We start from the raw sequence: 22,436 nt of genomic DNA, 5'->3' as shown, positions 1-22,436 counted from the left end.
GAGACGGCGATGAACCCCGAATTCGTGAGCCTGACGGTGCAGGTGCTGATGGAAACCGAGGCGGCGGTGATGGTCGCCGATGCCGACCCCGGTGATGCGGTTTGGATTCCGCGCAGTCAGGTGGGCCTGCAGCCCGCCGGGCAGGGGTTGCACCACGTCACCCTGCCCGCCTGGCTCGCCCGCGACAAGGGGCTGATCTGATGGCGCGCGCGGTGATCTGGACGGGCAGCGGTTTTCTCGATCTCGAGGCCCCCGACCCCAATGCTATCCGGCTGGCGGATATCGCACGCGCCCTCTCGCGCGCCCCGCGTTTCGCGGGGCTGACCGAGCGCCCGCTGAGCGTGGCCGAGCATTGCCTGCTCTGCGAAGATCTGGCGCGGGGGTTTGCCCTGCCGCCGCGGCTGCGGCTCTGGGCGCTGCTGCACGACGCCGCCGAGGCGTATATCTGCGACCTGCCGGGGCCTCTCAAGGCGTGCCTGCCGGAATACCAGCGGATCGAGGAGGGGCTCTTGCGCGCGGTGGCGCAGCGCTTTGGCCTGATGTGGCCGGTGCCATACGCCGTTTGGGAAATCGACCGGATCGCGCTCAAGATCGAGCGGCGCGCGGTGCTGCCCGCCACACGCGGCCTGCCCGAATGGCCAGAGCTTCCCGCTGCAATTCCGGACTGGGCTCCCGAGGCGACCCCCGGAGCGATCCTCGATTGCGAGCCGGACACCACGCGCCAGCGGTTCGAATGGACCGCGCGGATGCTGATGGGCTGCTCGGACGAGGCCCGCGATGTCTGAGCCCTGCCACAACCACCACCGGCTCACCGTGGCCCACGCGCCCGGCCTCGTCTCGATCAGGATCGAGGATGACACCAGCGCGGCGCATTACCCGCTTACCCCCGACGCGGCCTTCGATCTGGCCTGCGACCTGATGATCCAGGCCGCCCGCGCCCGCGACCGGGAGGCGGAGGGATGAGCCTCTCGGATCGCATCCGTGACGAGATGTCCCTGACCGAGGAGGCCGGGCGCACCGTCGACTGGGATATGCGCAAATCCAACCCCGCGCGCGGCGACTGGTGGGCCTGCTGCCCGTTTCACGGCGAGGCGAGCCCCAGCTTTCACGTGACCGAGCCGGGCGGGATCGGTGGGCGCTTTTACTGTTTCGGCTGTCAGGCGGGCGGCTCGGTGATCGATTTTGTGATGGCCCGCGACGGGATCGAGGCGGGCGAGGCCATCCGCCGTCTCGCCCGACCGGAGTGGCGCGAGGAGAGCGATGCCGACCGCGCCGCCCGTGACCAGCGCCGCGCCGCGGCACAGACGCGCGCCGAGGCCCAGCGCGCCGAGGCGGCCCGCGCCGGTCTTGGCCGCGCGCAGGAGATCTGGACGCGCACCCGCCCCGGCGGCGAGATGCTTGCCACCTATCTCGAGGGGCGCGGCATCCGGCTGGGCGCATTGGGCGGCGTGCCGCCCTCGCTGCGCCTGCATCCCGATCTGCCCTGCTGGGAGGAGGGCGGCAAATCGGTGCTGCATCGCGGCCCGGCGATGGTGGCGCGGGTGGGCCGCGCGGCGGCGGCGGGCGTGCACATCACCTGGATCGACGGCCCCGCGCGCGCGCGCACCGCCGGGCAGAAGATCCCGAAGAAAATGCGCGGGGCCACCGGCGCGATGTTCGGCCAGCCGGTGGCGCTGACCCGGCCTGCGCCGGTGATGATCGCGGGCGAGGGGATCGAGACCACGCTTGCCGTGCTGGCGGCCATCCGCCTTGCCTCCCCCGCCGCCCGGATCGGGGCCGAGGCAGCCCTGTCGCGACCCGCCCTGGTCGGGCGCGGCGACGGGACGGGCTGGGTGCCGCCCGAGGGGACGCGCGGGGTGATCCTGCTGGCCGATCCCTCGTCCCGCGCCCCGGATGTGGCGCGCGAGATGACCCATGCCGCCCGTGCGCGGCTGCAAGCAAGGGACCTGGCGGTGCGCGTGGCGCTGCCGCGCGGCCGCTGGGATCACGACGAGGATTTTGCCGATCTTGCCCTCGCGGGGGCGCTTTTCGAAGGAGTGTAAGACATGCTGGAAAACAGCCAGATTGAGAACGCCCGGCAGACCTGGATTGCCCGCCGGTTCACCGAGATCATCAACGCGCGCGGCGACGATCCAAAGGCAACGGCTTGCGCACTCGCCCGCGCGTCGCAGGATCTGCATAACACGGCGCTGCAGAGAACCCCGGCACTCTTTGCGGAGATCGCCGTGACCGCGTTCGACGCGCTGATCGTCGAATGCGGGCGGCGCGGGGCGGATGGCCGCGCCACGGCGGCCCTCGTGGCGGGCGAGTTGCGCGTCGCCGAATACCTGGCTGCCCGCGCGTTGCACGCGCGCGCCGAGGGTGAGGAGCCCGGCGATGGAGCGTAAACCTGCAGCCGCCCGCGATGCCGCCGTGGTCGAGATGGCGCAGGGCGGGGCCAGCCGCGAAGAGATCGCCCGTGCCTTTGGCATCCACCCGATGAATGTCACCAAGATCTGCCAGGCCGCGCGCGAGCAGGGCATCGCGGTGCCCTATTTCAACGCGCCGCGCGCCCTGCGCATCCCGCCCACGGCTGCCGCCGCGCTGGCCCCGCATGCCCGCGCCCGCGGAATTTCCACCCCCGATCTGGCCATCCGCCTCCTGACCGCCTGCGCCGAGGAGCCGGTGCTGATCGACAACATTCTGGAGGATCTGTGATGCCTGACATATTCGATCTCGACGCTTCCCTTTTCATGGCGGTGCGCCGCGCGGCCGATACCGATGAACCCGCGCGCATCTATCTCGAGGGCGTGCTGGTCGAGCCGCGCGCCGATGGTGGGGCCTTTCTCGTGCCACCGATGGCCGCGTGATGCTGGTGGGGTTTGAGCCGAGCGCCACCGCCCCGCGCCCCGCCATCCTGCGCCTGACCCTGCCCTGCCTCCCCGCGCCGGAGACGGATGAATGGGGCGACGTGACCGAATTCGAACCCTGGCGCGCCGCCCGCCTGCAGGCGCAGATCGCGGGCGAAAACGTGCCCGCCGTGGCAGGGTTCGCAGCGAACGAGGCCGCGCCACACTGGCATGCCCTGATCGAGGAGATCGCACCGGCAAAGCTCTACCCCGACTGGCGCAAGGTGATGACCGGCAAGGGCCAACTGAGGCCACTTCCCAAAACCTATAACGGCTACGGGCTCGACCCGGATCTGCTGGCCCGCGTCACGGGCGGCGATGGCGGCGTGACGCTCGGCCCGGCCGCCCAGGATGGCGCGCCCTGGCGGCTGCGCTTTGAGAACGGCAATCTCACGGGCGTGATCATGCCGCGATGGATGAAGCTCGATGAGTCATTCGCGCTGGCGGCCATCCTCGAGGGCAAGACATGACCAGCCCGCGCGAGACCCCCGCCACTCCCGGCGGCACCGACGCGCGCCTCGCCGCACTGGCCCGCGTCATCGCCCGGCTCGAGGCCGCGACAGGCAGGAGGCAGGCAAAACCATGAGCCTCGAACGTGCCCCGCGCGGCCTCATTGGTTGCGAAACATCCGGCGTCATGCGCCGAGCCTTCGCTGCGCGCGGATGGGACGTGTGGTCCTGCGACCTTCTTCCCGCCGAGGATGGCAGTAACCGTCACATTGTCGCCGATCTGCGCGAGGTGTTGGACAAAGGATGGGATTTTCTCGGCGTCTTTCACCCACCTTGCACCCGGCTCTGCAATTCCGGCGTGCGATGGCTTCACACTCCCCCGCGCGGCAAGACCCGCGCCCAGATGTGGGTCGAGCTTGAAGAGGCGGCGACTTTCTTCTCGGATTGTTGGACTGCGGATATCCCGCACGTCGCCGTTGAAAACCCGGTCATGCACAAACACGCCCGCTTGCGCATCCGCGATTTCGCACCGCCCGCCCAGACAGTGCAGCCCTGGTGGTTTGGAGATCCAGCCTTCAAGGCCACATCACTTTGGCTGCGTGGTTTGCCTCTACTGCGCAAGACCACGGTTCTCGATCCACCCCGCCCGGGCACGGATGAGCACAAGAAATGGTCCGCAATCCACAGAGCCCCACCCGGCCCGGATCGCTGGAAAATGCGGTCGCGCAGCTTCGGGGGCATGGCAGAGGCCATGGCCAGCCAATGGGATGCGCCCGCACGGGCCGGGCTGCAATCAATCGAGGAGAAGCAGTCATGACACTGGAATCCATCGACCCGCAAGGTCTGAAACCCGCCGAGCTGCGCGATCAGCCCGCGCCAATGCTCACTTGGGCGCGCATTGCCGATCTGCGCATCGACCGCAGCTACCAGCGACCCCTCACGCCCGCCTCCCGCCGCGCGATCCGGGCGATGGCGGATGGCTGGGATTGGACGCGCTATCAGCCGATCCTTTGCGCCCCGGCCGAGGGCGGGCTGTTGGTGGTTGTGGACGGCCAGCACCGCGCCCATGCCGGACTGCTGGCCGGGATCGAGGAATTGCCCGCCATGACCGTGCCGATGACCCGAGCCCAGCAGGCGGCGGGCTTTGCTGCCGTCAACCGCGACCGGATCGCGATCAACGCGCTCGCCATCTATCGCGCCGAGCTGACCGCTGGAGCGGACTGGGCGCAGGCGTGCCGCGAGGCGGTGGAGGCGGCGGGCTGCCGGATCGCCACCTCGAACCCCAGCGCGATGCACAAGAAACCGGGCATGGTCTATGCCATCGGGATCATCCGCCGGATGGTCACCCGCGGCGAGGCGGCGGCCGTCACTGCGGGTCTGCGCGCGATACGTGAGAGTGACGCGGGCCGCGTGATGGAAAGCTATGCCGCCCCGGTTCTCAACCCGTGGCTTTCGGCGCTGGCGCGGGACAACCGCTTTCTGCGGCTCGATCTCGCCCCGGTCTTCGACGGGATCGATTTCGAGACCCTGCGCGAAAACGCGACCCGCGCCGCCCGCACGCAGAACACCGCCGCTCGCGGGTTGATGATCGACGCCATCGCGCAGCGGTTGAAAGACGTGATGGCGGGCCACTGACAAGAGCCGGAAAGGCCGGAAATGGGAATACTCGACGATCTGGTGGCCCGGCCGCGCACCGTGGCGCTCACGCTGCCTGAGCGGCTCAAGCTCACCTTCAATGACGAGGATAACGCCGCGCGGCTGCTGGCCGTCTACGGCCCCGATCTGGTGTATGTCACCGGCCGGGGCTGGGCGGTCTGGGATGGCACGCGCTATTCCTTTCGCTCGGGCGATCTGGCCGCGATGGAAGTCGGCCACAAGCTGCGCAGCCTGGTACTGGAAGAGGCCCGCTTTGCCCGCGAGGAGGCCGAATTTCCCGACTGGCAGATCGCCAATGCCATCGCGGCCGCCACCCGCGCACGGCCCCCCCAGAGCCTCACCCGCGAGGATGCCATCGCCCAGCTGCGCCGCGAGACGGCCGGAAAGCTGCAGGGCCATGCAGTCAAATGCGGCAATGTCCACAAGGTCACCGCCGCAATGACCGTGGCGCGGTATCGCACCCGCGCCGAGGTCGAGGATATGGATGCCGACCCCTGGCGGCTGGCAGTTCCCAACGGCGAGATCGATCTGCGCGCGGTGGCGGATTACGAGCGCCCGGCCGGGGCCAGCCGCGACGAGCTGGCCGCCTTGCGCGCGCCGTGGCTGCGCGAGACGGCCCGCTACCACCGCCCCACGAAATGCGCGGGCGCGCTCTTTGATCCCCACGCCGAGGCCCCGAAATGGGAGGAGTTCCTGGCGCTGATCCAACCCGATGAGGCGGTGCGCGCGGCGCTGCAGCGCAGCCTGGGGGCCTGCCTGCTGGGTGAAAACCGGGCGCAGGTGGCGCTCTTCCTGCGCGGCCCCGGCGGCAACGGCAAATCCACCCTGCTCAACGTGTTCCAGCACGTAATGGGCATGCGCGACGGCTACGCCCAGCCCTGCAAGATCGAGATGTTTCTCGACACCGGCAACGCAGGCGCGGGTGCCGCCACCCCCGAGGAGGTCAACCTGCCCGGCGCACGCGCCTATGTGGCGACCGAGCCCGATGCCCGCGACGTACTCTCGACCAAGAAGATCAAGGCGCTGACCGGGGGCGACCGGCGTATGAGCCGGGGCAATTTCCAGGATTTCTTTTTCTGGACGCCGCGCGGCGTGCCGCTGATCAGCTGCAACCGCACGCCCAAGATCAAGGGTGAGGATGATGGCACCAAGCGCCGCCTCATCTTCATCCCCTTCGATGTGAACCTGCGCGCCCTGCCCCCTGAGCGCCAGCGTGCCCAGGCCGAGGTCGAGGCCGAGCTTCGCGCCGAGGCGTCGGGCATTCTCAACTGGCTGCTCGAGGGGCTGTCGGAATTCCTGGCGCGCGGGATCGACCCGCCCGAGGTGATGCTGGCATTGAAGGCCCGGCTACTGGAATCCGGCGATCCCGTGGGCACGTTCCTCTCGGAGATGATCGAAGAGGCCAGGCCCTCGGAGGGCGAGCGCATCCGCGTGGCGCATCTCTACCGCGTCTACGAGCGCTGGTGCGATGATGAGGGCCGCACGCTCTACCAGCCGCGCCCGTTCGGCGACGTGATGGTCGAAAAGGGCCATGAGCGCGGCAAGCATGGCGGCCATTCCGTCTGGCGCAACATCCGCTGGGCGCAATCGGCTGCCCCGCTGGTGGCCGATGTGTTGGGGCTCGAGCATGCGCCCACGGCCGCCCCCGCGCCCCCCTCGGCCGAGCCGCCGCCCTTCTGATCCCCCCTGCCTTTCACACGGCATTGGCACCCCCGCGCCCCCGTTGCGGCGCTGGGGGTCTTGGGGATGTTCATCCCCAGATCCTCTCTCCCGGGGGCCGGGGAAGGGAAAAGGCGGGCCAAACCTTGCCAAAACATTACCGAAAGCCTGAACGGCATTTTAACGAACGGGCCGAATTCTGGGGATGTTGGGGATGCGTTGGGGATGAAGAGTTGCGCTTCATCCCCAAGATTTTTACCACCAACCTCTTATTTTAATTCATTCTTTTCTCTTTTTGGGGACGATGGGGACGAAAAAAGAGGGAAAGTATGGAAAAAAATATGCAGTGCTTTAGCGGCAAAAAAGAAAGCGACAATAGGGGATCGCGTCCCCAACATCCCCAACGCCCCCAAACAGACCGGAGGTCCGCCATGCCGACATGTCCCCGCTACCGCAGCCCGCGCCACCCCAGGGTGAGCCTTGCCGACCCGTCCGGGCTCGGCGCGCCCGATCTGCCCGGCGCAGCCCAGCCTGCCCCGACCGACGCCCGCGTCGCCGTGCACACCGCCGATCACGCCCCCGCCCTGCGCGACTATCCCGCCCCATTGCGCGCGGCTTGTCTCGACTATGCCCGCGCCTTCGCCGCAGCGCGCGCCGGTGATTGCCACGCCATTGCCCGGCTCAAGGCGATGGATGCCGCCATCGGCCCCGGCGAGGCCACCTTGCTGCGCTACATCTATGCCGGTCAGCGCGACGCGGTGGTGGTGCCGGTGACCCTGCGCGCGGTGCTTCGGCTGGTGGTGATCGAGCGGCGCAGGCTGCGCGATATCCTGGCGCTGGCCGGGTTCGATGAGCAGAACGCCCTCGCTCGGCTACGCCTTGCCGCCGCCCTTTCCGAGGCTGCGCACCGCCTCGCCCTGCATCTGGGCCATGTCGATCCGCGTCCGCTGATCACACGCCGGGCCCCGCCCCGCCCGATCTGATCGCACCGCCTGATCGCCAAGACAGCGCGCGCTCCGATTTGACCGGATGCGCGGGCGGCGCGCATGGATAGCCGCATCCGATGGCTGCCGCCGGGCATATCCCTCTTCCATCCGCCCGGCGGCGGTCTCGGCCCTCGGGGGTGTGGCGTGCAGATCAGGATCGATCACAATATCAGGCAGGTGCAGCGCGGGCTGAATGACGTGGCCCGGCGGCAGATCCCGTTCGCGACCAGCAAGGCGATCAATGACGCGCTGCGCGAGATCGAGCGCAACATGATCAAGCGGATGCGCCGCGTGCTCGACCGCCCGACCCGCTTCACCCTGCGTGCCTTCGCCATCCGACGCGCCAGCAAGCGGCGGCTCACCGGCGCGATCTTCGCAAGGGACCGGCAGGCGGGTTACCTGAGTTTTGCCGAGTCGGGCGGCACGCGGCGGCCAGACGGGCGGGCGCTCGCCGTGCCGACCGGGCGCAGGCTCAACCGCTTTGGCAACGTGCCACGCGGCGGGGTGCGCTCCGATCTCGGGAAAGACCGCGTGTTCTCGGGCAAGCCGAAAGGCAATCAGGGTCCGGCGGGCGTCTATCAGCGCATGGGCCGCGGCGGTCGCGCCGCCCTGCGCCAGCTCTACATCTACAAGCCCTTCACCCGCTACCTGCGCAAGCCGCTCGGCTTTGGCAAGACAGCCCGCACGACCGCCGAGAAGCGCCTGCCGACCTTGCTGCAACGGGCCTTGCTGGCCGCGATCAGGACGGCCCGGCGATAATAGGTTCTTTCCCCCATCGCCGCGTGGGTCTGTTCGAAGGCTTGTTTGGTTTGGGTTTTCTGGCTCCGGCGTAACTGACTGAATCGGTTGAGGTTTTTGATAGCAATGTTGCGAGACCTGACAGCTGAGGAAAAGGACCTGGTGGCGCGGCATTCGCTGCCCGGGGGGGTGCGCGACGCGCTGGTGAACAAGGCGCAGCTGGGTGACGGGCTGGGGGTTTCGCAAACCACGATCTCGGCCTGGCTGCGCGAGGGACTGCCTTTCGAGGAGGCAGGCACCAACGGGCGGGCCTATATGTTCCGGCTGAGCCTCGCTTGGGCGTGGCGTGCCGCGCGCCAGGCCGAGGATGAGGCCGCCCGCGCGGCGGGCAATGCCGCCGTCGAGCAGCTGCAGATGGCGCTCCTGGGCGGCGACTCGGCGGCCCCGCAAAGCGGGCTGAGCCTGGCCGATCAGCGCAAGCTGCTGGAGCTCGAGCATCTGCGCGCCATTGCGGCTCGGGATCGCGGCGAGCTCATCCGCCGCGAGGATGTGGTGGCGGGGCTCGAGGAGGTGTTCGCCACGCTGCGCGACTCGCTTGACGCGCTGCCCGACCGGCTGGCGCGCGAGATCGGAATCGACGGGGCGCAGATCGAGGCGGTGGAGCGGGTCTGTGACGATGCCCTGGGTCTCGCGGCATCGGCGGTGGCCGGGATCATCGGCGAGGCGGCGGCGGATCGGGGCGCGGGCCAGGAGACGGGCGCGGGTGAGGCCACGGGCGCGGGGGCCAGGGCACGCGCCGATCAAGGCGAGGGGTTGGCGGCATGAGCGATCACGCCTGTCTCGACCGACCCGGTTCGCTGAATGTAGAGCCATTGCCGCCCTATGCGGGGATGGATGATGCGATTGCCGAGGCGTTGCCGATGCTGCGCCCGCTGGCCCGCGTCAAGGTCAGCGAAACCGCCACGCGGCGGCGGATCGAGTCGGGGGGCCAGTGGGTGCAGTGGCGGCCGGACGTGGCCCCCTACATGACCGAGCCGATGGATCTGGTCACCTCGCGGCGGTTCGATTCTATCGCCTTTGTCGGCCCGGCCCGGTGCTCGAAATCCGAGGCGCTGGTGATTAACCCACTGGTGCATGCGGTCTTGGCACAACCGCGCAGCGTGGCCGTGTTCAGCCCGCGCAAGCAGGCCGCCACCGAGTGGAGCATGGGCGCGCTCGATCCGTTCATTGCCAACAGCCCCGAGTTGCGCACCCGGCTGATGCGCGGCAAGGGCGGGGACAACATCCTGAGCAAGCGATTCCGGGGCGGCGCGCGGCTGACCATCGACTGGCCCGCAAAGGACCGGCTGGCGCAACGCTCGCTGGCACTGGTGGTGGGCACCGATTACGACGCCTTCCCTGAAGATGTGGGCGGCGATGGCGGGGCCTTCGCGCTGATGCGCAAGCGCACCGAGGCGGCCGGATCGCGCGGCATGACGATTGTGGAATCAAGCCCGCGCTTTTCGATTCTCGACGAGGCATGGCGGCCCAAGACTCCGCACGAGGCTCCGCCCTGCGGCGGCATCGCGGCGATCTTCAACCGGGGCACACGCGGCCGCCTCTACTGGACTTGCCGCGATTGTTCGGGCGCGTTCATCCCCAGCCTCGAGCGGATGCAATGGCCCAAGGAGGGTAGCCCGCATGAGCGGGGCGCGGCGGCGCATATGGCCTGCCCGCATTGCGGATCGGTGATCGAGGCCGGGGCCAAGCGCGAGATGAATGCCCGCGCGCAGTGGCTGCACGAGGAGGAGGATGGCCGGGCGGTGCCGCTCGGCGATCTCACCCGCCGGGCCAGCACGGCCAGCTATTGGCTGCCCGGCCCGGCGGCGGCACTGGCGAGCTGGGCGCAGATCGTCACGCGATACCTCGAGGCGCATGCGGTTTTCGAGGCTACGGGTGGCGAGGGCGATCTGCGCGCGGTGACCAATACCGAGCTTGGCCTGCCCTACCTGCCGCGCGCCCGGGCCGCGTCGGAATCGCTCTCGGAGGAGGTGTTGCGCGCCGGGGCCACCGATCACCCCTGGGGGCAGGTGCCCGCGCGCACCGCCTTCATTCTCGCGGCGGTCGATGTGCAGGTCGGGCGCTTCGCCGTCCAGATCGAGGCATGGCAGCCCGGCCTCGAGCGGGTGGTGATCGACCGGTTCGATCTGTTCACCCCGCCGGAAGGTGCTCCGGCTGCCGCCGGGCGGCGGATCGATCCGGCGCGCTATGGCGAGGACTGGGATGCGCTGCTGGCGCTGGCAGACAGGACGTGGCCGGTCGCGGGCCATGACGGCACAGCCATGCGCGCCCTGGCCGTGGTGGTGGATGCGCGCGGCGAGGCGGGGGTGACGCCCAACGCCTACGGGTTTTGGCGGCGGGCAAAGCAGAGCCATCGGGGCCGGTTTCACGTGGTCATGGGCAGGCCCGGCGACAACGTCAAGCGGGCCGAGGTGCGTTACCCGGAATCGCATCACGCGGGCAAGCGCCACGCGGCGCGCGACGTGCCGGTGATCCGGGCGGGCACCGACCGGCTGAAAGACGAGATCGCGGCCTCGCTGCTGCGCCGCGAGGATGGCGCGCGCAAGCTGCATGTCCCGCGCGGCGCGCCTGCGGAGATCTTCGCCGAATATGCCGCCGAGCGACGCGGTGACAAGGGGTGGCGGATACGCCCCGGCGTGCAGCGCAACGAGGCGCTCGACCTGTCGGTTTACGGCCTGGCGCTGGCCATCGTGCTGGGGGCCGAGGCGGTGGACTGGGACAACCCGCCCGCCTGGGCGCTGCCGGGGCTTGGCAACATGATGCGCGTCGAGACGGGACCGGAGACCGGGCCCGAGGACGCGCCCGCCGCAAAAAGTGGCGGCTGGGTGGTGCGCAAACCGAAAAGGAGATGGTGAGATGAAAGCCTACAAACATTGGCGGGATGTGCCGGGCCATGCCTGGCCCTGGCTGGATTTCAGCCCCGAGGAGATGGCCAGCCGCGACGATGGCAGCCTTATGGTGGATGCCCGCGCGATGGACCGGTTGCAAAGCTTGCGCGATGCGCTGGGCGCGCCGATGATCATCACCTCGGCCTATCGCAGCCCGGCGCATAACGCCCGCGTCGGCGGGGCCAAGGGCTCGCTGCACCTTCAGGGGCGCGCCTTCGACGTGTCCATGGCCAATCACGACCCGGCGCTTTTCGAGGCGGCGGCGCGCAAGGCCGGGTTCACCGGGTTCGGCTTCTATCCCGCGCAGGGATTCATGCACATCGACACGGGCCCTGAGCGGAATTGGGGCACGCCCTTTGCGCCGCGCCCCAGCGGCCGCTTTGCCGCCGAGGCCGCGCCGGTGCCGCTGCGCCGCGACCCGGTGGTGACGGGGGGCGGCCTTGCCGCGGGCGCGGCCGGACTGACCGGCGGGCTGGCGGCGGCGCAGGCGCAGATCGAGCAGGCGCACGGGCTCTTCGAGGGTTTCGCCGCGCAGTCCGAGGCGCTGCGCTGGGTGTTGCTCGCCTGTGTGATCGGCGGGGCGGCGCTGGCGATCTGGTCGCGGCTGCGCGCGCGGCGCGGGCTGGGGGATTGAGGTGATGGACTCCACGGCCAACCTTTCGCTGCCCTTTCTGATCGCGGATCAGGCCGGAAAGAATGTGACCCATAACGAGGCGCTACGGCTACTCGACGCGGTGGTGCAGCTATCGGTGATCGACCGTGACCGGATCGTGCCACCCTCGAATGACGTGGCGGATGGGTCGCGCCACCTGGTGGCTCCCGGTGCCATCGGAGACTGGGCGGGATGGGATGGCAGCGTGGCACTCTATTCGGGAGGGGGCTGGCTGAGGCTGATCCCCAAGACCGGATGGCAGGCGTTCGTCGAGGCCGAGGGTGTCACGCTGACATATGACGGGTCGCAATGGACAGGGCCGGACGTGCTGGCCCTGGAGGGGGGTGCTGCGACCCGCGCGCGCGTCGTGGTTTCGGAAACCGGCCCGATGTCGGGGCCGAGCATGGAAACGGGACTGATCATTCCCAATCGCGCCATCGTTCTGGCCGTGGCGGTGCGCACGGTCACCGATATCACAGGGGCCGCGAGCTTCGACGCAGGGCTCCCGGGGGAGGCGTCGAAATTCGGTGGAAGTCTCGGGGTGGCGGCGGGATCGGTAAACCTGGGCGTGATCGGGCCGCAGCCGTTCTTTGCCGACACGCCCGTGATCCTGACCGCGAATGGCGGCGACTTCACAGGGGGTGCGGTGCGCGCGTCCCTTCACGTTCTGGAATTCGACGCGCCGATGGCGTGAGGGAGGGACGATGAGCCTGCATTCACCAATACCAGCCCAGCTGACCGCCGGAGATGACTGGGCCTTTACCTTCGCAAGCCTCGCCGCGTCTTGGCCCGCGCCTGCCTATGCGTTGGCGCTGGCGCTGGCCCCGGCGGCGGGTGGGCCGGGGCTGGGCGTGCCGGGCGCATTCGAGGATGGGGCCTGGGTGGTGCGCGTGACGGCGACCGAGACCGCGCCGCTTGTCACCGGCGACTGGACCTGGGCGGCGCGGGTGGTGGCAGCGGCAGACGGGGCGCGCCAGACTGTGGCGCGCGGCGGATTCGAGCTTTTGCCCGACCCGCTGGCCAGCGACGCGGATCGGCGCAGCGATGCCGAGCGCATCCTGGCCGCCATTGAGGCGCGGATCGAAGGGAGGATATCGAAGGATGCCGATAGCTATTCCATCGAGGGACGGTCGATCAGCCGGATGCCGATGGAACAGCTCTTGCGCCTGCGCGGGATCTACCAGCGGGAGGTCGCGGCGGATCGCGCGCGGCGCGAAGGCCGAATGGTGTCGCTCTTCACCCAGAGAAGGATGGCGATCAAATGAGGCTCTGGCCCTTCTCCCGCAAGAGCGATGCGCAGGCCCTGGCGGCGCAGACGCGGCAAGAGCCGGTGCCGCCCAGGCGGCGCGGTTTCCAGGCGGCACGGCCCGACCGGCTGGCGGGCGGATTCTCGATCTTCGCCGCCAGTCCGCGCGCGGAAATCCGGCGCGACATTCGCGGGCTGGTGGGCCATGCGCGGCACGCGGCGCGCAACATGGATGTGCAGCGGTCTTACGAGATGTTGGCGCGGCGGCATGTGGTGGGCCCGGCGGGCATCCGGTTGCAGATGGATGTGCGCGACGCGCCCGACCGGCCAGACGAGGCCGCCAACCGGCTGATCGAGCAAGCCTGGGCGCGCTGGGGGCGGCGCGGCAATGCCACGCTTTGCGGTCGGCTGAGCTGGTGGGATGTGGAGAATATCGCGATCACGGGCCTCGTGCGCGAGGGCGGGCTCTTTGTGCGGTTGCGGCGGGGGACGGGGCCTTACGGACTGCAGGTGGAGCCGCTGCAATTCGACCTGCTCGATCTCGATCTCACGGGCCCGGTACCGGGCGGTGGCGTGGCGGAATCGGGGATCGAGTTCGATGATGACGGCCGGGTGCTGGCCTATCACTTCTGGCGGCGGCACCCGGCCGAGGCGCATCATGGTCGCCCCCAGGCGCGGCTGCGCATCCCGGCGCGCGAGGTGGTGCATGTGCTGGTGCATGAGGAGGTGGGGCAGTCCCTGGGGATTCCGCGCAGTGCCACCGCATTACGGCTGATGAACATGGCCGAGAAATTCCAGGAGAGCGCGATGGCGGCGGCGCATTACGGGGCCGCCAACATGATGTTTTTCACGCAGGAGGATTCTTCGGGCCAGATCAGCGCCGCGGCCGCCACCGAGGTGCCCATCGACGAGATGGAGGCGGGCACGATGGCGGTGTTGCCGCCCGGCGTCACGCCCACGAATTTCAGCCCGGCCTACCCGGATGCGCAGGTCGAGCCCTTCATGCGTCATATGTCCAACACGATGGCGGCGGGGCTGGGCGTCTCGGCCGAGACGCTGACCGCCGATCTGAGCCGCGCCAATTTCTCGAGCCTGCGCGCGGGCAAGGGTGAGGAGCGTGACGAGTGGCGGATGCTGCAGCGGGTGCTGTTCGAGGGGCTGCACCAGCCGGTTTTCGATGCCTGGCTGCCCGCAGCCATGGCGGCGGGCCGTGTTCCGCTGCCGCTGAGTCGGCTGGACAAGTTCCGGTCTGCGACCTGGCGGCCGCGCGGCTGGGCCAGCGTCAATCCCAAGGATGACGCCAACGCTCGCAAGACGGAGGTCGAGATGGGGCTGCGCTCGCGCACCGAGATCGCCGCCGAGCGGGGCCGGGATTACGCCGATATCGTGGCCGAGCTGGCCGCCGAGCAGCGGCTGCTCGATGCAAACGGGGTGCGCATGCCCGCGCCCCCGGCGGTGGTGATGATGAGCGGGCAGGATGGAGAGAGCGATGGGTGAGAATTTCAGATCGGCCCTTTGGTGCCGCAATGACGAGGCTACCCCGGCCCCGCGAACGGGGGCGGCGGTTCGCCTGCATGCCGAGATCCCGCCGCAGGCAGATGGCAGCCGCCGGGTGGAATTCGCCTTTTCGTCGGAGGAGCCGTATCTCCGGCGGGATTTCGAGACTGGCGAGCCCTTCCTCGAGGTGCTGGGGCACCGCGCGGATGAGATCAATCTGTCATGGATTTCAAGCGGGCGGGCCCCGCTTTTGAAGGATCACGTGCCGATGGTGGATCACGCCATCGGCGTGGTGGAGCGCGCCTGGCTGGATGGCACCGGCCGGGCGCGCGCGGCGGTGCGGTTTTCGCGCAGCGCCGCGGGCGATGATGTCATGGCGCGGGTGCACGCCGGTGAGATCGTCAATGTGAGCGTCGGTTACTCGATCCAGGCCGCCGAGCGTGCGGGCGAGCGGGATGGCATCCCTATCGTGCGCGTGACGCGCTGGACACCGCGCGAGATCAGCTTTGTCGCCCTGCCCGCCGATACCACGGTGGGCGTCGGGCGGCAGATACCGGACACGGAAAATGGAGGGCACGAGATGCCGAAAGATATCGAACGGGCCGCGCAGGCGGCGATGACGGGACTGAGTGGGCTGCATACCCGCGACGATGGCACCGGGGGCACGGGCAGCCGCCCGCAATCCTCGCTGGCCATGGCACGCGCGGCCGAAGGTGGCCAGGGCCGCGCGCAGGGCGCAGGCCATGAGGCCGCGCAGACCGGGGGTGCTGGTGGCCAGGGCACGAATGACCAGGGCGCGCGCGCTTCCGCCCAGCCCGGGCAGGGCGAGAGCGGGACCGGGGCTGCCCCCGCGCAGGCGCGGGGTGGCATGGATGGCGAGCAGATGCTGCGCATGGAGCGCCAGCGGATCGCCGAGATCGACGCGGCGGCCCGCGAATTCGATCTGCCCGACGATATGGTGCAGCGCGCCCGACGCGATGGCACCTCGCTCGATGCCTTCCACCGCCAGGTGCTCGACCATCTGCGTGGCCAGAGCGGGGAAAGCACCCGCGCGCGCGAGACCATGATCGGCATGAGCGATGGGGAAACCCGCAGTTTTTCGATCATGAACCTGGTGCGCTACCTGGTGAACCCGAACGACCAGGCAGCGCAGCGTGCGGCCGGGTTCGAGATCGAGGCGAGCCGCGCCGCCGCCGACCGGCTGGGGCGCGATCCGGGTGGCGTGTTCATCCCGCCCGATGTGCTGATGCGTGGCAACTTCCTGCGCGCGCAGGGCACAGGCACGGCGGGCGCGGGCGGCGCGCTGGTCGAAACGCAGCATCTGGCGGGTTCGTTCATCGACCTTCTGCGCAACCGGCTGGCGCTGGCCAGTGCGGGCGTGACCATACTTACCGGCCTGCGCGGCAATGTTTCGATCCCCAAGATGACCGCGGGCACCAGCCATGAATGGGTCGATGAGGGCGGCGCGCCCACGGACACGCAGGCCACGTTTGCCAATGTGACCATGACGCCGCACACGGTGGGCGTGCCGGTGCCGATCACCCGGCGGCTGCTGCTGCAATCCGACCCGTCCATCGAGGCGCTGATCCGCGCCGAGATTCTCGCGCGGGTGGCCATTGCCATCGACAAGGTGGCGCTGGCGGGCGAAGCATCACCGGCCGCGCCGAGCGGGCTGCGCGATGTCATCGCGGCCGGGGCGGATATCTGGGCCGCGGCCGGCGCGCCGACCCATGCCGAGATCGTGGCGCTGGAATCGGCGGTGGCGGCCGAGAATGCGGATATTGGCAGCCTTGCCTATATTTACAACGCGCAGATGTCCGGCCGCCTGAAATCCACCGAGATTTCAGCGGGAACGGCGGTTTTCATCGAGGGCACTGACGGCACGGTCAACGGCCATCGGCGCATCCGGTCGAACCAGTCCGGGGCCAATGATGTCTATTTCGGCAACTGGGCCGATCTGATCATCGGCATGTGGTCGGGGCTCGATCTGCGCGAGGATCGCGCCACGCTGGCCAGCTCGGACGGGCTGGTGCTGCGCGCCTTCCAGGATGTCGACGTGGCCATCCGCCGGGCCGAAAGCTTCCACATGGGCCGCAACCTCTGATCGGGGCCTGAATCCCCCGGGCGGGGGTGAGCCCCGCCCGGGCTGACACGTAAAACGGAGTGAGAGAAATGGCGAAAGTTCCCTCGGGCACGGTGCCCGTGAAAGTGAAGGCCAAGACCGTCTATGGCGGCAAGACCTACAAGCCGGGCGAGATCGCCCATGTCGACCCGGTGATCGCCCGGCGCATGGCCGAGCGCGGCCGCGTCGTGGCATCGGACGAAAACCGCGCGGTACAGGAGGGGGGCCGCCCCGATCCTGCTGAGATCAAGGCTAAAGCCGAGGCGGAAGCCAAGGCGGAAGCGGGAGCCAAGGCCGAGGCGGACGCCCAGAAGAACGCGGGCTCAAAATGATCGGCATCGAAGATCCCGGCGATCACGATCTTTTCACCGACCCGGAGGTGTTCGGCGATCTCGCGCAGTACACGCCGCAGGGCGGTGCCCTGATCGAGGTGCCGGGCATCTTCACCGCCGCGCATGCGCGCGTGCTCGACGGGGCGGGGCCGGGGGTTTCCTCGGTCTCGCCCGTCTTCGCGATTTTCGAGGATGCGCTGCCCGAAAGCCCCGCGCAGGGCGACACGCTCGATCTGCGCGGGCAGAGCTGGCGGGTGGCGGATCTGGAACCTGACGGCACCGGTATGGTGCGTCTTATCCTGGAGAGACTGTAATGTTGAAAGGCAAGGATGGCGTGGTGAAATTCGGCACGCCCGTGGCGGCGGTGCTCGCCGTGCAGAGCTGGAACCTGGACCCGCAGGCCGATGAGGTCTCGGGCTGGGGCATGGGCGATGAATGGGAGGAGAGCTTCGCCACGATCAAGCGCTACTCGGGCTCGGTCGAGGTCTATCTCAACCCCGCTGACGCGGCGGTGCCCGATCTGGCGGAAACCGTGGCGGTGGAGCTTTTCCCCGGCGGCGAGACCACGGGCAGCGGCTTTTTCTCGGGCAATGTGGTGATCACCGGCAAGGCCATGTCCGGCTCGAAAGACGGCATCCCTACCATGACACTCAACATCAAGGGCACCGGTGCCCTGACAGAATCGACGGTGGTGTGATGGCTAATGCACTCGAGGCGCTCAAGGCGCATTACGCGCGGATGCGGTCGCAGAAAATGGCCGTGCCCGAAATCACCGATCCCGAAACCGGCGCACCCCTGGTGGTTTACTTCGACCCGCCGACGAATGCGCAGGCGCAAATGGTGCAGGCACGTGCCGGGGGGTCTGACGGGCGGCTCACACTCTACACGGTGATCTATCTGGCCAAGGATGCTGAGGGCAAGCGACTGTTCGAGGATGATGCGCCCACCGTCAAGGCGCTCTCGGAGGATGTCGATGGCGGGGTGCTGGCGCGGATCGCCGCCCGGATCATGGGGCGCACATCGCCCGAAGATCTGGGAAACTGATCGAGGCGCAGTCCGATCTGCGGTTTCTCTATCGCCTCGCCCTGACCCTGGGCAAATCCCTGGGCGAGGTGATGGAGATGCCGATGGAGGAGGTCTCGGGCTGGGCCGCGTTTCTCGACTGGCAGAGCAAACAGAAAAAGAGGTGAGAGATGGGGCTGCGCGATCTGTTCTTCGCGATCACGGCAAGCGACAAGACCGGCGGCGCGTTCGGATCGGTCAACCGCAACCTGCGCACCACCGAGGGGCTATCGGCCAGCGTGAGCGAGCGGCTGGGTCGTGCGGGCGGGGCAATGCAGCGTTTTGGCGCGCGCGGTTCGGTGGCCAGCGCCGGTGTGGTGGCGGTGTTTCGCGACTCGCTTTCACTCTTCGATCAGCAGGAGCGCGCCGAGACCAAGGTCGCGCAGGCGATCAAGACCACGGGCGGCGCGGCCGGGTTCACCGCCGATGAGCTCTTTCGCCAGGCCAGCGCGCTGCAGGCCGTCACCCGCTTTGGCGATGAGGATATCCTGGGCAATGTCACCGCGCAGCTGCTGACCTTCACGAATGTGAGCGGCACCGCCTTCGAGCGCGCCCAGGAGCTGGTGCTCGATTTCGTCGCGACAACGGGGCGCGGCGCGCTCGACACCTCGATCCAGTTCGGCAAGGCGCTCAACGATCCGGTGAAGGGCCTGACGGCGCTGTCGCGCGCGGGCATCCAGTTCAGCGATGCACAGAAAGACCTGATCAAGGATATGGTCGCGGTGGGCGATGTCGCGGGGGCGCAGGCGCTCATCCTTGATGAGCTCGAGACGCAATATGGCGGCCAGGCCCGCGCGGCGCGCGAGGCAGGCACCGGCGTGGTCGATGCCTTTTCAAACAGTTTCGGCGATCTCAAGGAAATCGTCGGCGGGGTCTTTTTGCAGGATGTGCTGCCGCCGATTGTGGATGGCATGCAGAGCGTGGTCACCTCGTTCCAAACGCTTGATGAGCCGACCCAGCGTTTCATCACCCTGATCGGCCTCGCCGCCGTCGCGGTGCCACCGCTGACCGCCGCGCTGGGCCTGCTGGTTTCGGGCATGGCGGCGTTGGGCGGGCCGGTCACGCTGGCGATTGCCGGGGTCGCGGCCATCACCGCGGGGGTCGTCGCCTTCTGGCCCGAGCAGGAAAACGCCGCGAAGGCCACCGACCAGCTCACCGGCGCGCTGGGTGACGAGATCACGCAATCGCAGCTCTTGTCCGGGGTGCTGGGCGGCAGCACGACCATGTCGGTCGACGCCGCCCGCAAGAAGCTCTCGGAGGCGCGGGCCCGGCAGGAGAACGTCAAGGCGATCATCGCCGAGAACCGCGCGCTGAAATTGCAGAGCACCGATTACCAGGCCCTGCTTTCGGATATCTCGGACACCGAGGATGCGCTCAATTCGCTTGGCTTCCCGGCGATAGACGCGGCGACGCCGATCAACGCCGAGGCATTCGAGCAGACGCAAAAGCGCCTTGCCGATCTGCGCGTTCAACAGCAGGACTTTCTCAAGGCGGGTGAGGAGTTCGACGCGCAGCTCAGGCGCACCGAGGAAAACATCGCCACGCTCGAGGCTGCGCTGGCAAGTTCATCGGGCGGCGTGGTCAAGTTCGGCGGCGATATCGTCACGCCCATCGAGCCCACGAACCGGCTGTCGGATGCGCTGGCCGGTCGCGGCGGCGGCACGGCTCCATCGCTCAAGGACTCGATCAAGGATGTCGAGGGCGCGCTCGACAATCTCGGGCAGACGGGCGCGTTCGGCACGATCCGGTCGGAGCTGCGCGGGCTGATCGTAGAGGGCGGAAACTGGCGCGATGCCTGGGATAGCGTCATCGGATCGGTGGCCGACCGGGTGCTCGATCTGGCGCTCGATCCGGTCTGGGATGCCCTGTCGAACAGCCTGCAAAAGGCGTTGCCGGGCGCGGCGGGCGGCGGCCCGGCGGCCGCAGGCGGCGGCGGGTTCTTCGCAGGCCTGAGCGGTCTGATCGGCAACGTGCTGGGCTTTGACGATGGCGGTGCCTTTACTGTCTCGGGACGTGCGGGCACCGACCGCAACCTCGCCACCGTGCGGCTGAGCGAGGGCGAGGAGGTGCAGGTGACGCGGCGCGGCGACGCAGGCCGCGGGCCGGTGATCAACGTCACGATCCAGACACCCGACCCGGCCGCCTTCAAGGCCAGCCGCGCGCAGATCGGGCGGCAGCTGGGCGCGGTCGTGGCCGCCGGGCAGAGGGCCTCGTGATGGCGCATCTGGACATTCATTTCCCGCGCGATATCGCGCAGGGCTGCCAGGGCCTGATCGAGCGGCGCGACGAGATCGTGCAGCTCGCCTCGGGACGTGAGGAGAGCAATCAGCGCTGGGTCGATTCGCGGCGATCCTGGTCGGGCGGTCTCGCGATCCGCAAGGCGGCCGATCTGGCAGCCGTGGTCGAGGTGTTCGAGGAGGCGCGCGGACGTGCAAACAGCTTTCATTTCCGCGACTGGCTCGATCACCGATCCGCGCCGCACGGGGCACCGATCACCGCCAGCGATCAGCCCATCGGCCAGCCCGCCGCTACCGGCACGCTTTACGAGGTGGGCGCAGGCGATGGCGCGCGGCGCGAGTTCCAGTTGGTCAAGCGGTACGGCGCGGCCAATCCCTACCTGCGCCCCATCGCCCTGCCCGACCCGGCCAGCCTGCGCGTCGCGGTGGACGGTGCTGAGACCACGGCTTTCGCGCTCGCCAGCCCCGGTGGGCGGATCACGTTTGACGTGGCCCCGCCGCCGGGCGCGGTGCTAACGGCCGGGTTCGAGTTCGATGTGCCGGTGCGGTTCGAGACGGCCAATCTCGCGGTGAGCTGGGCCTATTTTCGCGGGCAGGACGGGCTGGGCGAGGTGCCGGATTTCACGCTGATCGAGGTCCGGCTCGACGGGGAGGCTGCGTGATGGATGCGTTTGCGCAGGCCCTGGCCAGCGGCTCGACCCGGCTGGCCCGGCTGTTCCGGGTCGAGCGGCGCGACGGCATGGTGCTGGGCTTCACCGATCACGACCGCGATATCACCCGCGATGGCGTGATCTTTCGCGCCGCCGCGGCCCTTACCGCGTCGGAAAGCGCGGCCGTGCTGGGGCTGGCCCCCGATGAGCTCGATGCGGCGGGAGCCCTGTCGGATGACGCGATCACCGAGGCCGATCTGGCCGCCGGGGCCTATGACGCAGCAGAGGTCGAGATGTGGGAGGCCGATTGGTCCGCCCCGGCCGTGGCGCGGCTGATCGGGCGGTTCACCATCGGCGAGGTGGTGCGCGGCCCGGTGGCCTTCACCGCCGAGCTGCGCGGGATCACCGCCGCACTCGCCCGCCCGCAAGGCCGGGTGCATTCGAACATGTGCGACGTGGCGCGGCTGGGCGATGCCCGCTGCAGGCTCGATCTCGACGCGGGTGGCTGGCGATTGGCGGGCACGGTCGAGGCGGTGCATGAGCTCGAGGTTGCCCTGTCGGGGATCGACGTCGAGGGCGGTTTCTTCAATCGCGGCCTCCTGCGCTTCACCTCGGGGGCGGTCACTGGTGCCGAGATCGATATCCGCCTGTCGCAGCGCGAAGGATCTGCACTGCGGCTTTCGCTCTGGCGGGTGCTGCCCGAGGGGGTGGCAGTGGGCGACGCGGTCGAGGTGGAGGCGGGCTGCGACCGGTCCTTCCTGATGTGCCGGGACCGCTTCGCCAATCAGCTCAATTTCCGGGGCTTTCCGCTCATGCCCGAGGAATCCTTTGCGGGCGAATATGCGGTCACGGGCGAGCCCGATCAGGATGGAGGGTCGCGCTTTGGCTGAGCAGGCAGACAGGCGGGCGGTGATTGCGGCGGCGCTGGCCTGGCGGGGCACGCCCTGGCACCGGGCGGCCAGCCTCCGCGGGGTGGGATGCGATTGCGTGGGCCTGATCCGGGGCGTGGTGCGCGACGTGACGGGCGTGGATATCCCCGCCCCGCCATGGTCGCCCGACTGGCCCACCGCCACGCCCGAGCCGCTTATCGCGGCCGCGCGGCGCTGGCTCCTGCCACTCGATCCGGGTGCCGCGCATCCCGGCGATGTGGTCACCCTGCGGCTCGGGCATCTGCGCGCGGCGCATGCGGGCATCCTGGTGCCGGGCGGAATCGTGCATGCGACCGAGCGCGCGGGCGTGGTGCGCGTGAGCGTGCCGCCGGGGCGCGGCATCACCACCGCCTGGGCCATACCGGCCGCACCGGAGGAGGGCTGA

General features: G+C 69.1%; 28 protein-coding genes. All 28 read left to right on the top strand.

The genetic code is table 11. The annotated features are described in order from the left end of the window. The first annotated feature begins 9 nt into the window (after positions 1 to 9). The 28 genes from ACSSV4_RS03100 (at position 10) to ACSSV4_RS02965 (ending at position 22,436) form a co-directional block, all read left to right on the top strand. Positions 10 to 201 carry a hypothetical protein gene (locus ACSSV4_RS03100; protein ID WP_454273341.1) on the top strand — a complete coding sequence of 64 codons (192 nt, stop codon included), beginning with the start codon at positions 10 to 12 and terminating at the stop codon, positions 199 to 201. After that, positions 201 to 785 carry a hypothetical protein gene (locus tag ACSSV4_RS03095; protein WP_454273340.1) on the top strand — a complete coding sequence of 195 codons (585 nt, stop codon included), beginning with the start codon at positions 201 to 203 and terminating at the stop codon, positions 783 to 785. Before ACSSV4_RS03100 ends, ACSSV4_RS03095 begins: the two co-directional genes overlap by 1 nt. Next, positions 778 to 963 (top strand): hypothetical protein, encoded by a 186-nt coding sequence (locus tag ACSSV4_RS03090; RefSeq protein WP_454273338.1) that lies wholly within the window; start codon positions 778 to 780, stop codon positions 961 to 963. Before ACSSV4_RS03095 ends, ACSSV4_RS03090 begins: the two co-directional genes overlap by 8 nt. Further along, on the top strand, positions 960 to 2,042 hold the full coding sequence (locus tag ACSSV4_RS03085) for a CHC2 zinc finger domain-containing protein (RefSeq protein WP_454273337.1): 1,083 nt from the start codon (positions 960 to 962) through the stop codon (positions 2,040 to 2,042). Before ACSSV4_RS03090 ends, ACSSV4_RS03085 begins: the two co-directional genes overlap by 4 nt. A gap of 3 nt (positions 2,043 to 2,045) precedes the next feature. After that, entirely contained in the window at positions 2,046 to 2,387 is a 342-nt protein-coding gene (locus tag ACSSV4_RS03080) for a hypothetical protein (protein ID WP_454273335.1), read from the top strand. After that, positions 2,377 to 2,697, top strand: a complete 321-nt coding sequence (locus ACSSV4_RS03075; RefSeq protein ID WP_454273334.1) for a hypothetical protein — start codon at positions 2,377 to 2,379, stop codon at positions 2,695 to 2,697. Before ACSSV4_RS03080 ends, ACSSV4_RS03075 begins: the two co-directional genes overlap by 11 nt. Next, positions 2,697 to 2,849 carry a hypothetical protein gene (locus ACSSV4_RS03070; protein WP_454273333.1) on the top strand — a complete coding sequence of 51 codons (153 nt, stop codon included), beginning with the start codon at positions 2,697 to 2,699 and terminating at the stop codon, positions 2,847 to 2,849. The genes ACSSV4_RS03075 and ACSSV4_RS03070 overlap by 1 nt, the downstream gene beginning before the upstream one ends. Further along, positions 2,849 to 3,358, top strand: a complete 510-nt coding sequence (locus tag ACSSV4_RS03065) for a hypothetical protein (protein WP_454273332.1) — start codon at positions 2,849 to 2,851, stop codon at positions 3,356 to 3,358. The genes ACSSV4_RS03070 and ACSSV4_RS03065 overlap by 1 nt, the downstream gene beginning before the upstream one ends. 112 nt (positions 3,359 to 3,470) lie before the next feature. Then, entirely contained in the window at positions 3,471 to 4,154 is a 684-nt protein-coding gene (locus ACSSV4_RS03060; protein ID WP_454273330.1) for a hypothetical protein, read from the top strand. After that, entirely contained in the window at positions 4,151 to 4,972 is an 822-nt protein-coding gene (locus tag ACSSV4_RS03055; RefSeq protein WP_454273328.1) for a hypothetical protein, read from the top strand. The genes ACSSV4_RS03060 and ACSSV4_RS03055 overlap by 4 nt, the downstream gene beginning before the upstream one ends. A 21-nt stretch (positions 4,973 to 4,993) precedes the next feature. After that, entirely contained in the window at positions 4,994 to 6,673 is a 1,680-nt protein-coding gene (locus ACSSV4_RS03050) for a DNA primase family protein (protein ID WP_454273327.1), read from the top strand. 410 nt (positions 6,674 to 7,083) lie between these two features. Next, a complete protein-coding gene (locus ACSSV4_RS03045) occupies positions 7,084 to 7,635 on the top strand; it encodes a hypothetical protein (RefSeq protein WP_454273325.1) in 552 nt (183 codons plus the stop codon). A 147-nt stretch (positions 7,636 to 7,782) separates the two neighbouring features. Beyond that, entirely contained in the window at positions 7,783 to 8,397 is a 615-nt protein-coding gene (locus ACSSV4_RS03040) for a hypothetical protein (RefSeq protein WP_454273323.1), read from the top strand. Between the two features lie 105 nt (positions 8,398 to 8,502). Further along, positions 8,503 to 9,201, top strand: a complete 699-nt coding sequence (locus ACSSV4_RS03035; RefSeq protein WP_454273322.1) for a hypothetical protein — start codon at positions 8,503 to 8,505, stop codon at positions 9,199 to 9,201. Next, the gene (locus tag ACSSV4_RS03030) at positions 9,198 to 11,291 is read left to right on the top strand and encodes a terminase gpA endonuclease subunit (RefSeq protein WP_454273320.1); all 2,094 of its coding nucleotides are present in this window, start codon (positions 9,198 to 9,200) and stop codon (positions 11,289 to 11,291) included. Before ACSSV4_RS03035 ends, ACSSV4_RS03030 begins: the two co-directional genes overlap by 4 nt. 1 nt (position 11,292) lies before the next feature. Next, the gene (locus tag ACSSV4_RS03025) at positions 11,293 to 11,958 is read left to right on the top strand and encodes a YcbK family protein (RefSeq protein ID WP_454273318.1); all 666 of its coding nucleotides are present in this window, start codon (positions 11,293 to 11,295) and stop codon (positions 11,956 to 11,958) included. Positions 11,959 to 11,962: 4 nt separating this feature from the next. Next, positions 11,963 to 12,670 (top strand): DUF2793 domain-containing protein, encoded by a 708-nt coding sequence (locus tag ACSSV4_RS03020; protein ID WP_454273317.1) that lies wholly within the window; start codon positions 11,963 to 11,965, stop codon positions 12,668 to 12,670. Positions 12,671 to 12,680: 10 nt separating this feature from the next. After that, positions 12,681 to 13,241, top strand: a complete 561-nt coding sequence (locus ACSSV4_RS03015) for a hypothetical protein (RefSeq protein ID WP_454273315.1) — start codon at positions 12,681 to 12,683, stop codon at positions 13,239 to 13,241. After that, the gene (locus ACSSV4_RS03010) at positions 13,238 to 14,719 is read left to right on the top strand and encodes a phage portal protein (RefSeq protein ID WP_454273314.1); all 1,482 of its coding nucleotides are present in this window, start codon (positions 13,238 to 13,240) and stop codon (positions 14,717 to 14,719) included. The genes ACSSV4_RS03015 and ACSSV4_RS03010 overlap by 4 nt, the downstream gene beginning before the upstream one ends. Then, entirely contained in the window at positions 14,712 to 16,823 is a 2,112-nt protein-coding gene (locus ACSSV4_RS03005) for a phage major capsid protein (protein ID WP_454273313.1), read from the top strand. The genes ACSSV4_RS03010 and ACSSV4_RS03005 overlap by 8 nt, the downstream gene beginning before the upstream one ends. Positions 16,824 to 16,891: 68 nt before the next feature. Next, a complete protein-coding gene (locus ACSSV4_RS03000; protein WP_454273312.1) occupies positions 16,892 to 17,173 on the top strand; it encodes a DUF7210 family protein in 282 nt (93 codons plus the stop codon). Further along, entirely contained in the window at positions 17,170 to 17,487 is a 318-nt protein-coding gene (locus ACSSV4_RS02995; protein WP_454273311.1) for a head-tail joining protein, read from the top strand. The genes ACSSV4_RS03000 and ACSSV4_RS02995 overlap by 4 nt, the downstream gene beginning before the upstream one ends. Then, positions 17,487 to 17,870: a hypothetical protein gene (locus tag ACSSV4_RS02990; RefSeq protein WP_454273309.1), complete on the top strand. Its 384-nt coding sequence runs from the start codon at positions 17,487 to 17,489 to the stop codon at positions 17,868 to 17,870. The genes ACSSV4_RS02995 and ACSSV4_RS02990 overlap by 1 nt, the downstream gene beginning before the upstream one ends. Further along, positions 17,870 to 18,217, top strand: a complete 348-nt coding sequence (locus ACSSV4_RS02985; RefSeq protein WP_454273308.1) for a hypothetical protein — start codon at positions 17,870 to 17,872, stop codon at positions 18,215 to 18,217. Before ACSSV4_RS02990 ends, ACSSV4_RS02985 begins: the two co-directional genes overlap by 1 nt. Before the next feature lie 149 nt (positions 18,218 to 18,366). Beyond that, positions 18,367 to 20,451: a phage tail length tape measure family protein gene (locus ACSSV4_RS02980; protein WP_454273307.1), complete on the top strand. Its 2,085-nt coding sequence runs from the start codon at positions 18,367 to 18,369 to the stop codon at positions 20,449 to 20,451. Then, positions 20,451 to 21,134 carry a phage distal tail protein, Rcc01695 family gene (locus ACSSV4_RS02975; RefSeq protein WP_454273306.1) on the top strand — a complete coding sequence of 228 codons (684 nt, stop codon included), beginning with the start codon at positions 20,451 to 20,453 and terminating at the stop codon, positions 21,132 to 21,134. Before ACSSV4_RS02980 ends, ACSSV4_RS02975 begins: the two co-directional genes overlap by 1 nt. Continuing rightward, complete coding sequence (locus ACSSV4_RS02970) at positions 21,134 to 22,012, top strand: DUF2163 domain-containing protein (RefSeq protein WP_454273304.1); 879 nt, start codon at positions 21,134 to 21,136, stop codon at positions 22,010 to 22,012. Before ACSSV4_RS02975 ends, ACSSV4_RS02970 begins: the two co-directional genes overlap by 1 nt. Further along, positions 22,005 to 22,436, top strand: a complete 432-nt coding sequence (locus tag ACSSV4_RS02965; protein ID WP_454273303.1) for a peptidase — start codon at positions 22,005 to 22,007, stop codon at positions 22,434 to 22,436. Before ACSSV4_RS02970 ends, ACSSV4_RS02965 begins: the two co-directional genes overlap by 8 nt.

This window comes from Roseovarius sp. MBR-154 (genome assembly GCF_053628595.1).
This window is presented reverse-complemented; position numbering and strand designations above follow the sequence as displayed.